Source organism: Streptomyces sp. NPDC015661 (assembly GCF_043077765.1).
In the GTDB taxonomy this organism is placed as follows: Bacteria; Actinomycetota; Actinomycetes; order Streptomycetales; family Streptomycetaceae; genus Streptomyces.
Genome location: NZ_JBIBST010000006.1, coordinates 272745 through 286499, shown reverse-complemented (window position 1 = coordinate 286499; position 13755 = coordinate 272745). Strand labels below are relative to the sequence as shown.

The 13755-nt window shown below is 73.8% G+C and carries 15 protein-coding genes; 6 read left to right on the top strand and 9 right to left on the bottom strand.

Going from position 1 to position 13755, the window contains the following annotated elements; translation table 11 throughout:
• The first annotated feature begins 1 nt into the window (after position 1).
• The gene (locus ACF07V_RS18330; RefSeq protein WP_030689026.1) at positions 2 to 481 is read left to right on the top strand and encodes a (2Fe-2S)-binding protein; all 480 of its coding nucleotides are present in this window, start codon (positions 2 to 4) and stop codon (positions 479 to 481) included.
• 58 nt (positions 482 to 539) lie between these two features.
• Positions 540 to 971: a MarR family winged helix-turn-helix transcriptional regulator gene (locus tag ACF07V_RS18325; RefSeq protein WP_392155650.1), complete on the top strand. Its 432-nt coding sequence runs from the start codon at positions 540 to 542 to the stop codon at positions 969 to 971.
• A gap of 120 nt (positions 972 to 1091) precedes the next feature.
• Here ACF07V_RS18325 and ACF07V_RS18320 read toward each other — a convergent pair whose 3' ends face one another.
• The gene (locus ACF07V_RS18320) at positions 1092 to 1784 is read right to left on the bottom strand and encodes a FadR/GntR family transcriptional regulator (protein WP_392155271.1); all 693 of its coding nucleotides are present in this window, start codon (positions 1782 to 1784) and stop codon (positions 1092 to 1094) included.
• A 173-nt stretch (positions 1785 to 1957) separates the two neighbouring features.
• Here ACF07V_RS18320 and leuA point away from each other — a divergent pair, with 173 nt between their 5' ends.
• Positions 1958 to 3697, top strand: coding sequence for a 2-isopropylmalate synthase (gene leuA / locus ACF07V_RS18315; RefSeq protein WP_392155269.1), 1740 nt, complete (start codon positions 1958 to 1960; stop codon positions 3695 to 3697).
• A gap of 138 nt (positions 3698 to 3835) precedes the next feature.
• Here leuA and ACF07V_RS18310 read toward each other — a convergent pair whose 3' ends face one another.
• Complete coding sequence (locus tag ACF07V_RS18310; protein WP_392155267.1) at positions 3836 to 4216, bottom strand: MerR family transcriptional regulator; 381 nt, start codon at positions 4214 to 4216, stop codon at positions 3836 to 3838.
• Positions 4217 to 4279: 63 nt separating this feature from the next.
• On the opposite strand from ACF07V_RS18310, the gene ACF07V_RS18305 reads away from it, so the two are divergent.
• On the top strand, positions 4280 to 5512 hold the full coding sequence (locus ACF07V_RS18305; RefSeq protein WP_392155265.1) for an MFS transporter: 1233 nt from the start codon (positions 4280 to 4282) through the stop codon (positions 5510 to 5512).
• A gap of 75 nt (positions 5513 to 5587) precedes the next feature.
• Here ACF07V_RS18305 and ACF07V_RS18300 read toward each other — a convergent pair whose 3' ends face one another.
• The 6 genes from ACF07V_RS18300 to ACF07V_RS18275 form a co-directional block, all read right to left on the bottom strand.
• Entirely contained in the window at positions 5588 to 6415 is an 828-nt protein-coding gene (locus ACF07V_RS18300; RefSeq protein ID WP_392155263.1) for a hypothetical protein, read from the bottom strand.
• The gene (locus ACF07V_RS18295; protein ID WP_392155261.1) at positions 6415 to 7689 is read right to left on the bottom strand and encodes a VWA domain-containing protein; all 1275 of its coding nucleotides are present in this window, start codon (positions 7687 to 7689) and stop codon (positions 6415 to 6417) included. The genes ACF07V_RS18300 and ACF07V_RS18295 overlap by 1 nt, the downstream gene beginning before the upstream one ends.
• Before the next feature lie 37 nt (positions 7690 to 7726).
• Positions 7727 to 8263 carry a hypothetical protein gene (locus ACF07V_RS18290; protein WP_392155260.1) on the bottom strand — a complete coding sequence of 179 codons (537 nt, stop codon included), beginning with the start codon at positions 8261 to 8263 and terminating at the stop codon, positions 7727 to 7729.
• Positions 8264 to 8448: 185 nt separating this feature from the next.
• On the bottom strand, positions 8449 to 9180 hold the full coding sequence (locus ACF07V_RS18285) for a flavodoxin family protein (protein ID WP_392155258.1): 732 nt from the start codon (positions 9178 to 9180) through the stop codon (positions 8449 to 8451).
• Between the two features lie 225 nt (positions 9181 to 9405).
• Positions 9406 to 9654, bottom strand: a complete 249-nt coding sequence (locus ACF07V_RS18280; protein WP_392155256.1) for a DUF6296 family protein — start codon at positions 9652 to 9654, stop codon at positions 9406 to 9408.
• A gap of 297 nt (positions 9655 to 9951) precedes the next feature.
• Positions 9952 to 10761, bottom strand: coding sequence for an N-formylglutamate amidohydrolase (locus ACF07V_RS18275; protein ID WP_392155254.1), 810 nt, complete (start codon positions 10759 to 10761; stop codon positions 9952 to 9954).
• A gap of 171 nt (positions 10762 to 10932) precedes the next feature.
• Here ACF07V_RS18275 and ACF07V_RS18270 point away from each other — a divergent pair, with 171 nt between their 5' ends.
• Together ACF07V_RS18270 and ACF07V_RS18265 are read left to right on the top strand one after the other, a co-directional pair.
• Positions 10933 to 11493 carry an HPP family protein gene (locus ACF07V_RS18270; protein WP_392155253.1) on the top strand — a complete coding sequence of 187 codons (561 nt, stop codon included), beginning with the start codon at positions 10933 to 10935 and terminating at the stop codon, positions 11491 to 11493.
• 230 nt (positions 11494 to 11723) lie between these two features.
• Positions 11724 to 13217, top strand: coding sequence for a SulP family inorganic anion transporter (locus tag ACF07V_RS18265; protein ID WP_392155251.1), 1494 nt, complete (start codon positions 11724 to 11726; stop codon positions 13215 to 13217).
• A 7-nt stretch (positions 13218 to 13224) separates the two neighbouring features.
• Here ACF07V_RS18265 and ACF07V_RS18260 read toward each other — a convergent pair whose 3' ends face one another.
• On the bottom strand, positions 13225 to 13653 hold the full coding sequence (locus ACF07V_RS18260) for an ATP-binding protein (RefSeq protein WP_392155249.1): 429 nt from the start codon (positions 13651 to 13653) through the stop codon (positions 13225 to 13227).
• Between the last annotated feature and the right edge of the window lie 102 nt (positions 13654 to 13755).

The window sequence follows — 13755 nt, the reverse complement described above, 5'->3', positions numbered from 1 at the left end:
CGTGCCGCAGCACACCTTCATCCTGAACGGCAAGGCCGTCACCGCCGACGTCGAGGGCGACGTCCGGCTCCTCTGGGTCCTCCGGGACGTCCTCGGCGTCACCGGCCCCAAGTACGGCTGCGGGGTCGGCGTCTGCCGGGCCTGTACGAGCCACCTCAACGGCAAGGCGTTCACGCCCTGCGCCGTCCGCGTCGACGACGTGGCCCCGACCGACGAGGTCACCACCATCGAGGGCCTCCCCGACACCGTCGGCGCCGAACTCCACCCGATGCAGGAGGCCTGGCTCGACCTCGACGTCGCCCAGTGCGGCTTCTGCCAGCCGGGCCAGATCATGGCCGCGGTCGCCACCGTCCGCCGGGCGCGCGAGGCCGGGCGCGAGGTCACCGAGGCCGACCTCGACACCATCCGCAACATCTGCCGGTGCGGCACCTACCACCGCATCCGCCAGGCCGTCCTGGAAGGCGCCCGCCGGATGGAGTGAGAATGGTTCGTATCGCGAAGGTATTCTGTGCCGTATGGCGAAAGACGACGGCGGGAAGATGAGCGTGGTCACCGCGCTGGTGCGGGGCGCCTTCCTCGTGAACGCGGTCTACGCGGACGCGGGCAGGGCGTACGGGCTGACGCCGCAGCAGGGCCAGCTGCTCTGCGTCCTGATGCCGGGCCCGTCCGGAATGGGCGAGCTCGGCACCAAGCTGGGGCTCGCCAAGTCCAGCCTGACCGGGCTCGTCGACCGCACCTCCCGCCTCGGCTTCGTCCGCCGCGAACCCGACCCGGAGGACGGGCGGGCCGTGCGGGTCGCGCTCACCGAGGACGGCGCGCGCGTCGCCGAGGACTTCTACACCGAGACCTGCCGCCGCATCGAGGAACTGCCCTCCGGCCTCGAAGCCCCCGAACGCGAACAGCTCGCGGGCCTGCTCGGCCGGGTCGTCCAGGACAACGAGGTCCCGGTGGTCTTCGTCGACCCGGCCTGAGCCGTAGGTCCCGGCCCGCCTGAGCTGTACGGCCCAGCCTGAACCGTACGGCCAGGCCTGGGCCGTGCGGCCCCGCCTGAGCCGTACGCCGCGGGGCCCGTCCCGTGTCGCCCCGCGGGGTCAGGGCGTCGACTGCAGCAGGGCCAGCGTGGACTCCAGCTCCCGGCGGGTCAGCCGGGCGGCCTCCTCCGGGTCACCCTCCTCCACGGCGCGGACCACGTCGGCATGGGCGTCCTCGCCGTGCCGGAGGTCGATGCCCCGCAGTCCGAGCAGGTCGAGCAGCTCGATCAGGCCCTCGCGGAGCACCGGCGCGAACTCCCCGAACAGATCGGTCAGGACGGGGTTGCGGGCCGAGGCCACGATCGCCGCGTGCAGGGCGATGTCGGCGTCGACGAAGGCCGCGTCGTCGCCCGCGGCGGCCGCCACCCGGCCGGCCAGCGCCTCCCGCATCGCCGTCATGTCCTCCTCGGTCCTGCGCAGCGCCGCCAGGCGCGCCGCCTCCACCTCGACCAGCATCCGCACCTCGTACACGTCCGTCACCGCCGCCCGGCGCAGGCGGGCCGGCCAGTCCTCCGTCGGGCGGGTCGCGATCACGAAGACACCCGCGCCCTGCCGGGGCTGGACCAGTCCCGCGCCCGTCAGGGCACGCAGCGCCTCGCGGACGGTGGAGCGCCCCACGCCCAGTTCCTTGGCGAGCGTCGTCTCCCCGGGGAGTTTCGTACCGACCGGCCAGTGGCCGCGGACGATCTGCTCGCGCAGCCGCTCGGCGGCCTGTTCGACCAAGGGGCTGGGGCGTAGGGCGCCGAGCGACATGGGGGTCACCTGATTCTCTGCGGGTCCGGTGGTTCTCCGACGGTCCGGGGTCCTGACGGAGGTCCGGATCGAGGGTGCGTTCCCCGGATCACGGGGCCGCTCCCGAGGAATCTACCCGAACTTGTCTGAGGAGTACTTGTCTGAGGAGCTGAGGAGTGGTTACGGTACGCGCCATGATCCGCAATCCGCAGCGCCCCGGCCCCATGCCGTACCACCGCTACCGCCCGTTCCAGGACCGTGTTCACGTCCCCGAGTTCGACCGCCGCTGGCCCGGCGCCCGGCTGGAGCGGGCCCCGCTCTGGGTCCCCGTCGACCTCCGCGACGGCAACCAGGCCCTCGCCGAGCCCATGGACACCGACCGCAAGCAGCGCTTCTTCGAGCTGCTCGTCCGCACCGGCTTCAAGGAGATCGAGGTCGGCTACCCCTCCGCCAGCCGCGCCGACTTCGACTTCGTCCGCCACCTCGCCGACCGGGTCGCCTCCGGCGCCGTCCCCGAGGACGTCACCCCGGTCGTCTTCACCCCGGCCCGCCCCGACCTCATCGAGCGCACCTTCGAGTCCCTCGACGGCCTGCCGCGCACCGTCGTCCACCTCTACATCGCGACCTCACCGGTCTGGCGCGAGACCGTCCTCGGCCGCGACCGGGCCGAGGTCCGCCGCACCGTCCAGGAGGCCGCCACCCTGATGGCGCGGCTCGCCGAGGCCCGCCCCGGCGCCGACATCCGCTTCCAGTTCTCCCCGGAGACCTTCAACCTCACCGAGCCGGACTTCGTCCTGGAGCTCTGCGACGGTCTCACCGAACTGTGGGACGCGAGCCCCGACCGGCCGGTCACCCACAACCTGCCCGCGACCGTCGAGATCTCCACCCCCAACGTGTACGCCGACCAGATCGAGTACATGCACCGCCACCTCGCCCGCCGCGACTCCGTCATCCTCTCCGTCCACCCGCACAACGACCGCGGCACCGGCGTGGCCTGCGCCGAACTCGCCGTCCTCGCCGGCGCCCAGCGCGTCGAGGGCTGCCTCTTCGGCAACGGCGAACGCACCGGCAACGTCGACCTGGTGACCCTCGCCCTCAACCTCTACGCCCAGGGCGTCGATCCCATGCTCGACCTCTCCGACATCGACGCCGTCCGTGACGTCGTCGAGTACTGCAACCGGATCCCCGTCCACCCCCGCCACCCGTACGTGGGCGACCTCGTCCACACCGCCTTCTCCGGCACCCACCAGGACGCCATCAGCAAGGGCCTCGCCCGGCACGCCAAGGACGCCGCCGAGGCCGGGATCCCGCCGGACCTCGCCCCCTGGAACGTGCCGTACCTGCCCCTCGACCCCGCCGACCTCGGCCGCGGCTACGAAGCCGTCATCCGCGTCAACTCCCAGTCGGGCAAGGGTGGAGTCGCCCATCTGCTCCGCACCCACCACGGCCTCGACCTGCCGGAGCGGATGCGCCCCGAGGTCTCCCGGGCCGTCCAGGCGGTGACCGACGACAGCGGCGGCGAGGCCACCCCCGACGACCTCCACGCGATCTTCCGCGCCGCGTACCTGGAACCGGGCCGGGGGAGCGGCCCCGTCGCCCTGGAGTCCTGGAGCACCGACCGCGACGCGGCGGGCGAGCACCGCTTCACCTGCGTCCTGCGCGTCGGGGACCGCACCGCACCTGCCGAGGGCAAGGGCAACGGACCGCTCTCCGCCCTCGCCGACGCCCTCACCCGGGCCGAAGTCACCGGCCCCGTCGACGTACTCGACTTCTCCGAGCACGCCGTCAGCACCGGCAGTGCGGGCGAGGCCGCCGCCTACGCCGAGTGCCGTGTGGGGGACCGCAGCGCCTGGGGTGCGGGCCTGGACACCTCCGTCCTCACCGCCTCCGTCCAGGCCGTCCTCTCCGCCGTGAACCGGACGTACGCGGCCTGAGCCACCCCGCACACCCGGCCGCCCCTGTATCCGGCCGGACCCGCACATCCGGTCGCCCCCTGGACCCGGCCGGACCCGCACACCCCGCCGTCCCCTGGACCCGGCCGGACCCGCGCATCCGGCCGGGGGCCGTGCGGGCTACGCCGACGACCCCGCCGCCAACTTCTCCCGTACCGCGTCCAGATACTCCGCCACCGCGTCCCGGTTCCGGGTCAGGCAGCGGATCCGGTCGGTCATCCGGTCCCGCTCGTCCTCCAGCGTCGCCAGCATCTCCGGGGTCGCGTCGGGGAAGTGGATCATCCGCGGCTTGTTCAGGCACGGCAGGATCTGCTTGATGATCCGGGTCGGCAGACCGGCGTCCAGCAGGCCCCGGATCTGCATGACCCGGTCCACGTTCGACTCGTCGTAGACGCGGTAGCCGTTCGGCAGCCGGTCGGCGACGATGAGACCCTGCTCCTCGTAGTAGCGCAGCAGCCTGCGCGGTGTTCCGGTGCGCTCGGACAGCTCGCCGATCCGCATGGGAGGCCCCCTCCAGGGAATCGCTTGACCTTCACATCAATGTGAGGGTTCGAGCATACGGACATGACCCACGACACGACGGTGGCGGCAGGTCCCGCCACCCCCACCCCCGAACCCCGCCCCGACTCCGACCGGTTGCCCCTCCCGGCGCTCCTCGCCCTCGCCACCGCCGTCTTCGTCACCAGCCTCACCGAGACCCTCCCCGCAGGCGTCCTGCCCGGCATGAGCGCCGACCTCGGCGTCGGCGAGGCCGCCATGGGCCAGTCGGTCACCGGCTACGCCCTCGGAACGGCCCTCACCGCCGTCCCCCTGGCCGCCCGCACCGCCGGCCGGCGCCGCAAGCGGCTCCTGCTCACCTCGATGGCCGGATTCGCCGCCGCCAACACCGTCACGGCGGTCTCCTCCTCGTACGCGCTCACCATGGGCGCCCGTTTCCTCGCCGGGGTCGCCGCGGGTGTCGCCTGGGCCCTGCTCGCCGGCTATGCCCGACGCCTCGCCCCGGCGCACCTCCAGGGCCGTGCCGTGGCCGTCGCGATGACCGGCATCCCGCTCGCGCTCTCCCTGGGCGTGCCGGCCGGCACCTTCCTCGGTGAGGCCGTGGGCTGGCGGGCCGCCTTCACGGCCATGACCGTGATCGCCGTCGTACTCCTCGGCTGGATCGCCCTCGCCGTCCCCGACCTGCCGGGCGAACCGCGCGGCGGACGCGCCCCGGTCGCCCGCACGCTCAAGGTCCCGGGCGTCCTTCCCGTCCTCGCCGTCACCTTCACCCTGGTCCTCGCGCACACCGTCCTCTACACCTACGTCGCCGCCTACCTGGACCACCTCGGTCTCGGCGGTTCCACCGGTCTCGTCCTGCTGGTCTTCGGCGCCGCCTCGCTCGCCGGGATCTGGTTCACGGGCCGTCACATCGACCGCAGGCTCCGGGCCCTGACCCTCGCCGGAACGATTCTCTTCGCGGCCGCCGCGGCCGTCTTCGCCGTCCCGGCGGCGAGCGCCGCCCCGGTCCTCGTGGCCGCCGCGCTCTGGGGCTTCGGCTGGGGCGGCGCACCCACCCTCCTGCAGACGGCCGTCGCCGAGGCGGGCGGGGACGACGCGGACACCGCGCAGACGATGCTGGTCAGCCTCTGGAACGCGGCCATGGCCGCGGGCGGCGTCGCCGGCGGCCTCCTCCTCGACGGGCTCGGCGCGGGCGCCCTGCCGTGGAGCGTCCTGGTCCTGCTCGTCCCGGTCGTCGCCGTCGTGACGGGCGCACGCGCCCACGGCTTCCCCGCCCGCGGCTTCCCGGCCCGCGGGTGACGCCCGACTGTCCCACCGGACGCACCGAGGCCCCCACCGCACGCGGTGGGGGCCTCCGTACTGCCGCGATCCGGGTCAGACGGCCGGCGGCACCCGGGACGGGCGGCCCGCCCCGCGCGTCAGGGCGTAGCCGCCGATGCCCGCGAGCGCGGCCAGGACGCCGCCCACCACGGTCCAGATCCAGCGGTCCGACCACCAGCCGGAGGACCAGCCGTCCTCCGGGGCCGCCGCCTCGACGGCGGTCTTCCGGCCGGCGTCCTCGTCCGCCTTGGCCTGGTCGGCGGTGGTCGCCCCCGGCACGAGCGGCGCGGCGAGCGAGCCGTCCGTGGCGTAGGCGCCGCCCTTGTCGAGGACGTCGGCCCCGATCCGCACGGTGAACGGCTGGCCGAGGTCCTCGTCCGGCAGATCGGAGACGGTCAGCCGGACGTAGTAGCTGCCGGGCAGCGGGTCGTTCGCCCAGGCGTCGGCCGAGGCCCGGACCGGGCGCAGCACACAGGCCAGCTCCACGGTCGCGGCCTCCTTCGCCGCCGTACGGGACTGCATCCCGTACATGCAAGGCTGGCGCCGCCGCAGCCCGTCGTACACGTCGATCCGCCAGGTGGCGGGCCCGTGCCGCAGGGCCGCTTCGGGGAGCGTGACCGTCGCCTTCACGGTCGGCCGCTCGCCGGTGTCCGCCGGGAAGACCCAGTACAGGTAGTCACCCGCGGCGGCCTGCGCCGTGGCCTGCTGCCCCGGCAGGAACCGGGCGGCGGTACGGAAGGTGGTGCCGGCCTCCGTGGGCCCGGCCTCCTCGGAGGGGGAGGCCGAGGCGCTGGGCGTGTCGGCCAGGGCGGCCGGGGCCGCGAGGCCGAGCAGGGCGGCGCCCGCGAGCGCGGCCGTGGCGAGCATGCGTACGGTACGCATCAGTTGGTCCTCCAGACAGCGACGCGCCAGCGGGACAGCCAGCCCCAGAGCAGACCGGCGAGGAAGCCGGCGAGCACCAGCACGCCGAGCAGCCACCAGCCGCGGCCGAGACCGAAGGAGGCGACGTCCGACGCGGTGGAGGGGCCGTCGACGACGTCCACCGTCAGCTCGACCGGCATGCCCGGGGTCGTCTTGACCGACGGGGGAGCGGAGAAGGAGTTGCTGACCTGGAGGCAGACCGTCTCGGCGGCCGGCTTCGCGTCCCCGGGGCCGTCGTCGGCCTCCGGCTTCGGGTAGCGCAGACCGGTGGAGATCACGTCGGTGCGTCCGTCGCCCGCCTCGGAGCCGCGGACGATCTCCCGGCCGTGGAGCGTGACGGCGCGCAGCAGCACCCCGTAGTCGTTGTTGACGGCCCGGTCGGCCGACACGCTGACGGAGGCGCGCAGTTCCTGGCCGGGCAGCAGGTCCACCCGGTACCAGCGGTGCTCGCCGAAGGACTCGCGGTCCGTGTAGAGGCCGGGCTTGAGCTGCGGCGCCTTGTCGCACCGCGCCGTGCCCTGCGTGGCCACGGGGGTGACGACCGGGTCGGCCGCGCGGTCGACCAACTGCTTCACTCGGCGGGAGAGGTCCTCGGTGCGGTGGACCGAGGTGTACGTGCCTCCGGTGGCCTCCGCGATGCAGGTGAGCTGCTGCCGGGTCTTGGCGTCCGGCACCAGGCCCAGGGTGTCGATGACGAGGTGGATGCCCTTCGCCGCGATCTCGCGGGCCACCTGGCACGGGTCGAGCGGGGCGCAGGTGTCCTCGCCGTCGGTGATGAGCACGATGCGCTTGGTCGCCCCGTCCTCGCCGAGGTCGTCGGCCGCGCCGAGCAGCGCCGGACCGATCGGGGTCCAGCCCGTCGGGGCCAGGGTGGCCACCGCGGTCTTGGCCTCGGTGCGGTCGAGCGGGCCCACCGGGTAGAGCTGCCGGGTGTCCTTGCAGCCCCGCTTGCGGTCCTGCCCCGGGTAGTCGGCGCCGAGCGTGCGGATGCCGAGCCGTACCTCCTCGGGCACCGCGTCGAGGACCTCGTTGAAGGCCTGCTTGGCGGCGGCCATGCGGGACTTGCCGTCGATGTCCTTGGCCCGCATGGAGCCGCTGACGTCGAGGACCAGCTCGACCTTGGGGGATTCCTTCGCCGCCGGCTCGTCGGCGGCCGCACCCGTCGGCAGGAGCGCGACGCTCAGGGCGGCGAGCAGCGCGCAGGCCCCGGTCGCCAGCCGTTTTCTCGTGATCATCGCCGGATCGTATTGATGATCGTGCGACAAACCCAAATCAGGTCTGGCTGTTGAGGAATCCGATGAGGCAGGCACCCCACCAGCCGGTCTGGCTGACGGTCGCGGCCAGGCCGGAACGGGCGAGCAGCCGGCGTGGGACGGGGCTGCCGCGATGGGCCTCCAGGAGCTGGCCGAGCCGGTGCGCCCAGAGGCCGTTGAGGGTGACGGCGACGACGAGCCCCAGCTTGACCAGGGTCAACGGGGAGTGGAGGTCGGGGCGGAGGAAGAGACCGGAGACGACGAGCCCGCCGAGCCCGACCCAGATCGGCGTCTGCAGCGCGACGGCCGTGTCGAGGACACCGGCCAGCGGTCGCTTCCCGGTCAGCCAGAGCACGGCGAACCAGTCGACGGCGAGCACCGAACCGAGCCCGACGACGAGGAAGGCGACGTGGAAGAAGCGGGCCACCGTCAGCAGGGAGGCGTCCGCGTGGACGTGTCCGGCGGTCCAGCAGGCTGCCGCGATACCCGCGGTGGCGACGAGCCCGAGGGTGGTGAGGAGCCAGGAAGGGGTGAGCTCCTGCGCGGTTCTGGACATGCGTGTATCTTCCGGACGTATGAACGACGTAAATTAGGTAAGGCGAAGCTAAGTTCTCGCCGGTGGGCACGTCAAGCCGGTGTGGTGCACGTCCCAGCCCTCGAAACTGCTGGTCAGCGGTGCTCAGGCAGCACACGATCAGGGAGTGGACGCGTCCGAACACCTCCGACCGTTTCGGCCCGCACTCAACGGTGCTCGGGGTTCTCGAAGTCGAACCGGCAGCCGGCGTCCCACTCGGAGCGCTGGTTTCCGTAGGCGGGGATGCCGCCGGCGTCCTTGAGCATCCTCGCCAGGTGGAGCTGGTTCCAGGTCATGAAGGTGGCGTTGCGGTTCGTGAAGTCGTTCTCCGGCCCGCCGGAGCCGGGGTCGAGGTACGACGGGCCCGGGCCTGCCTCGCCGACCCAGCCCGCGTCCGCCTGCGGCGGGATGACGTATCCGAGGTGCTGGAGGCTGTAGAGGACGTTCATCGCGCAGTGCTTGGCGCCGTCCTCGTTGCCGGTGATCAGGCAGCCGCCCACACGGCCGTAGTAGGCGTACTGGCCACGCTCGTTGAGGATCGACGAGCAGGCGTAGAGACGCTCGATCACCGTCTTCATGACCGAGGAGTTGTCTCCCAGCCACACGGGCCCCGCCAGGGTCAGGATGTCGGCGGCCATCACCTGCGAGTAGATCACCGGCCACTCGTCCGTCTCCCACCCGTGCTCCGTCATGTCCGGCCAGACACCGGTGGCGATGTCGATGTCCACCGCCCTGAGCACCTCGACCTGCACGCCCTGGCGCTCCATGATCCCGGTGCTGATGTCGATCAGCCCTTGCGTGTGGCTGCGCTCCGGGGAACGTTTCAGGGTGCAGTTGATCACCAGGGCGCGCAGGTCGGCGTACGACGTCGTTGAGTCCGGCACGGAATCCTCCTCCATACGCTCCGGGAGTGCGGATGTGAAGGCACCGGAGGTCGCCGGTACAGCTCACCAGGCCTTCGCGGCGGGCGCTCGCGGAATTGGGCCGGTTGCCTGACAGCCGGCCCTCCGGCCCTCCGGCCCTCCGGCCCTCCGGCCGGACGTCCGGAGTGCGAAGCGTCCGACCGCGGGAGCATCGGCAAGCAGGAAGATCATGGTGATGTCGTGGCCCGGCGGGCCGCGACATCAGGCCGGCGCACCGTCGGGGTCGGGGAGCGGGCGGGCCCGAACGGTCTGGGCGGGTTCCTGATGGCCGCCCGAAGCGAGGATGCGCACCTCGTCCCGGTCGCTGATCTCGGCCCGGATGATGCCGGTGGCGTCGGTGTAGACCGGATGGCCACCGGCCCCCTTGAGCTGTGTGCGCTCCACGACCACGACGTCCAGGTCAGAGCCCGTGCCGTCGGAGAACACCAGCTCGTAGCGGAGTGGGTTCATCTCCCCGATTTTACGCCGATCGGGCGAGGCCACCCGCTGGGACCCGCCGGCCGGAGGAGGCCACCCGCCGGGGAACCCGCCGATCGCAGCAGGTCACCCGCCGGGATCCGCGGCTCGGCCGGGCAGCCCCCGGGATCCGCGGCTCGGCCGGGCAGCCCCCGGGATCCGCGGCTCGGCCGGGCAGCCCCCGGGATCCGCGGCTCGGCCGGGCACCCCCCCGCCGTGACCTGCGGCTCAGCCGGCCCCCCGGACGGACCCGCGGCTCAGCCGGGCAGCCCCCCCGGACGGACCCGCGGCTCAGCCGGGCAGCCCCCGGGTCACCGCGTCGACCAGTCCGGCCAGGGCAAGGCCCAGTGCCTCGGCGCCCGGTCCCGCCGGACCACCCGGCTCGGTCATGTAGAGATCGCGGCGGATCTCCACCATCAGGGCGCCCACCCGCGGATCCCGGCCGTAGTGCGCCAGCGGCACGTACGTCCCCGCGAAGGGGCTGTCCGTGCCGACGCCACCGAACCCGCCGAACGCCTCCCGCGCCGCGTCGAGCAGCGCGGGCGGCGTGTGGAAGGCGTCCGTGCCGAGGCAGACCGGCGGGCGCGGCCCTTCGCCGTGCAGCTCGTACGGCAGCCGCTCGGTCGGGTACGAGTGGACGTCGACGATCACCACCCGGCCCGCCACGGCCAGGCGCTCGGCCACGGCCTCCGTCATCGCCCGGGCGTACGGGGCGAAGTACCGGTCGAGCAGCGGCGCCGGGGCGAAACCGTCCGCCCGCAGCGCCGCGCGGTGGGTGGTGCGGGTGTACACCGCCCCCATCCCCACGGACAGCATCTCCTCGCGCTCGTCCGGGAAGCGCTCCGGGTCGACGACGAGCCGCGACAGCCGGTTGACGAACCGCCAGGGCGCCACGCCCGCCGAAGCCGCTGCCACGCCGGCGATCTCCGCCGTGTGGGCGTCCGTGATGTGGTCCAGCTCCCGGGCCAGCGCCTCGTCGCCCAGCACGATCCCCTCCCGCACCTCCGCGGGCACCTCGCGCGAGGAGTGCGGCACATGGAGAAGGACGGGGGAGTCCGGAGCTCCGGGAAGGAGCCGGAACGAGGGCGTGGTGTCGGTCATGAGGCGATCTTGCCCGCGACCCCGCCCACGCCGTGGCGAAACCGCTGGTTACAGTGGTGCGAGGTCGCGCCGCCGCACCAGGCACAGGCGTGAGACCGGGCCGACTGTCGACCACAGGGACCCGCACGACCACCCGCCCTGCCCGTCCCTGTCCCGGAAATCGCGCCTCCCATGAGCACCGACACCGCACCGCGCCCCGCCGCCCCCGACATCCCCGCCGGCCGGGAGCCGCGCCTGCCGTGGATCGCCGGCCGCGCCCCGGCCCGGCCCGCGCCCGGCGCGGCCTTCCACAGCGTCAGCGCCGCGACCGCCGCCCTCCTCGGGCTCGTCGCCATCGGCGCCCTCATCCACGAACCGGTGCTGATACCCCCGCTGGCCGCCAGCGCCGCTCTCGTGCACTGCGCCCCCGCGCTGCCCCTGGCCCAGCCGCGGAGCGTCGTCGTCGGCCACCTCATCGGCGCCGCCGCCGGATACGCCGTCGCGGCGGTGGGCGCGCACGGCAGCGCCTGGGCCGCCGCCGTCGCCGCCGGAGTCACGCTCGCCCTGAACACCCTGGCCCGCACCCCGCACTCCCCGGCGTGCGCGACCGCTGTCGTCATCGTGCTCCAGGCCCCCGCGCCCGGCCGCTTCGTCCCCCTGCTGTTCGGGGCCACGGCGCTGCTCGTCCTGACGGCGTTCGCCGCCTCCCGCATCCGCCGCGCGGCACCGAAGTACCCCGCCTACTGGTGGTGAGCACCCCGGCCTCCTGAGGCTCCGGGCCCCTGCGCCCCGCCGTGGCGACCGTACGCCCTCCGCCTGACCGCGTGTGCGGGCGCCTGCGGCCCGGTGCGCCCCGGTGATCCGCACCTCCGAGCGCCTTCCCCGGGGGTGATCGCGTCACCTTCCGGCCGGTTCCAGACGGAAACCACCGGTCGGCTCCGATCCGTCCCGAACCGGCTCCGACGAGGGCGTATCACCCTTGTATGGCCTCCTCCTTTCCGTACCTCCGGCAGGACTTCGCCGCCTCCCTCGTCGTCTTCCTCGTCGCGCTGCCCCTCTGCATCGGCGTGGCCGTCGCCTCCGGCGTCCCCGCCGAACTCGGTCTCGTCACCGGCATCGTCGGCGGCACCGTCACCGGCCTCATGCGGGGCAGCAGCATCCAGGTCTCCGGCCCCGCCGCCGGCCTCACCGTCCTCGTGCTCGACGCCGTCCGGACGCTCGGCCCGGCCGCGCTCGGCGTCGTCGTGCTCCTGGCCGGGCTGCTCCAGGTCGCCATGGGCCTGCTGCGCTGGGGCCGCTGGTTCCGGGCCATCTCCCTCTCCGTCGTCGAGGGCATGCTCGCCGGGATCGGCCTCGTCATCGTCGCCGGCCAGCTCTACGCCGCGGCCGGACTCAGCGCTCCCTCCTCCGGCCCGGCCCGGCTCGCCGGACTGCCGGCCGCCCTCGGAGGCGCCGTGACGAGCACCGCCACCCTCGTCCCGCTCGCCGTCGCGGCCGCCACGGTCCTGGTGATCACCGGCTGGCGGCACCTGCCCCGCCGGGCTCGGGCCGTCCCCGGCGCGCTCGTCGCCGTCCTCCTCGCGGCGCTCGCCACCGCCCTGTTCGACCTGCCGGTCGCGACGGTACGGGTGAACGGGGTACTGGACGCGGTCGGGCTGCCCGGAGCGGACGGACTCTCCGCCCTCACCGACATCGCCCTGCTCGGCACCGTCCTCGCCTTCGCGCTGATCGCCTCCGCCGAGTCCCTGTTCAGCGCGGCGGCCGTGGACCGGCTGCACGACGGCCCGCCCACCGACTACGACAAGGAACTGCTCGCCCAGGGGTTCGGCAACACGCTCTGCGGCCTGCTCGGGGCGCTGCCCATGACCGCCGTGATCGTCCGCAGCTCGGCCAACGTCCAGGCAGGCGCAAGGACCAGGGCCTCCCGCGTGCTCCACGGGCTGTGGCTGCTGGTCTTCGCCGCCCTGCTGCCCGGCACCCTGGAGTACGTACCGCTCGCGGCACTCGCCGGGATCCTCGTCCACGCGGGCTGGAAGCTCATCCCCTTCCGGGGCCTCGTCACCCTCTGGCGCGGCCACCGCGGCGAGGCACTCGTCCTCCTGGTGACGGCCCTGGCGATCGTCACCGTGAACATGCTCGAAGGCGTCCTGATCGGACTCGTCCTCTCCGTCGCCAAAGCGGCCTGGGACGCCTCCCACCTCCGCGTCGACCACACCGACGAGGGCGAAGGGCCCGTGCGCGTCGGCCTGTCGGGCACCGTGACCTTCCTGCGGCTGCCGACGATCCTGGACACCCTCGAAGCCCTGCCGCGCGACCGCCCGGTCGTCCTGGACCTCTCCGGACTCCATCACCTGGACCACGCCTGCCGGGCCGCGCTCGAGTCCTGGGCCGAGCGCCACCGCACGGGCGGCGGCCCCGCCTCCGTACACCTCCACGGGCCGCCGGAGCGGCACCCCGCACGCCCCGCCGACGCCTGAGACAGGCTCAGCGGTCGACCGTCACCGCCGCGTGGACCGTCTTGCCGTCCGGCCGGGTGTCCACCGTCACCTCCCGGCACAGGCGCAGCACGATCGGCCAGCCGAAGCCGCCGGGCCGCAGCTCCTCGCGGAGCTCGTGGCGCGGCGGCTCCTCGCTCGCGTCGGCCACGGAGACGGTGACCCGGTCGCGGCCGACGGCGATCCCGAACGAGGTGACCCCGCCGCCGTGGCGATGGGCGTTCGTGACCAGTTCCGAGGTGACGAGCAGCAAGTCGTCGACCTGGGAGGCCCGCAGCGGGCCGAGGGCCGTGACCGTGCGGCGGACCAGCTGCCGGGCCTGCGCCGGAGTGAGGAGCGGTGACGTCCCGGTCCTCCCGTCGGCGGCCGGAGGACCCGCGGTGTGCGCGCGGGACCTGGTGTCACTCCGGCTGTTCATCGCGGTCCCCTTCTTCCCGGTACGTGGAGGGCTGACGGGTGACGCCTGCCCGGTCACGCCGGAATGATGCCTCCCGCCCGGGCCGGAGACGGCGCGTCCCGG

Bases quoted from the DNA above. Each gene is read 5' to 3' on its own strand.
- ACF07V_RS18325 (WP_392155650.1), top strand. From the start codon at position 540: ATGAGCGTGGTCACCGCGCTGGTGCGGGGCGCCTTCCTCGTGAACGCG.
- ACF07V_RS18320 (WP_392155271.1), bottom strand. From the start codon at position 1,784: ATGTCGCTCGGCGCCCTACGCCCCAGCCCCTTGGTCGAACAGGCCGCC.
- leuA (WP_392155269.1), top strand. From the start codon at position 1,958: ATGATCCGCAATCCGCAGCGCCCCGGCCCCATGCCGTACCACCGCTAC.
- ACF07V_RS18310 (WP_392155267.1), bottom strand. From the start codon at position 4,216: ATGCGGATCGGCGAGCTGTCCGAGCGCACCGGAACACCGCGCAGGCTG.
- ACF07V_RS18305 (WP_392155265.1), top strand. From the start codon at position 4,280: ATGACCCACGACACGACGGTGGCGGCAGGTCCCGCCACCCCCACCCCC.
- ACF07V_RS18300 (WP_392155263.1), bottom strand. From the start codon at position 6,415: ATGCGTACCGTACGCATGCTCGCCACGGCCGCGCTCGCGGGCGCCGCC.
- ACF07V_RS18295 (WP_392155261.1), bottom strand. From the start codon at position 7,689: ATGATCACGAGAAAACGGCTGGCGACCGGGGCCTGCGCGCTGCTCGCC.
- ACF07V_RS18290 (WP_392155260.1), bottom strand. From the start codon at position 8,263: ATGTCCAGAACCGCGCAGGAGCTCACCCCTTCCTGGCTCCTCACCACC.
- ACF07V_RS18285 (WP_392155258.1), bottom strand. From the start codon at position 9,180: ATGGAGGAGGATTCCGTGCCGGACTCAACGACGTCGTACGCCGACCTG.
- ACF07V_RS18280 (WP_392155256.1), bottom strand. From the start codon at position 9,654: ATGAACCCACTCCGCTACGAGCTGGTGTTCTCCGACGGCACGGGCTCT.
- ACF07V_RS18275 (WP_392155254.1), bottom strand. From the start codon at position 10,761: ATGACCGACACCACGCCCTCGTTCCGGCTCCTTCCCGGAGCTCCGGAC.
- ACF07V_RS18270 (WP_392155253.1), top strand. From the start codon at position 10,933: ATGAGCACCGACACCGCACCGCGCCCCGCCGCCCCCGACATCCCCGCC.
- ACF07V_RS18265 (WP_392155251.1), top strand. From the start codon at position 11,724: ATGGCCTCCTCCTTTCCGTACCTCCGGCAGGACTTCGCCGCCTCCCTC.
- ACF07V_RS18260 (WP_392155249.1), bottom strand. From the start codon at position 13,653: ATGAACAGCCGGAGTGACACCAGGTCCCGCGCGCACACCGCGGGTCCT.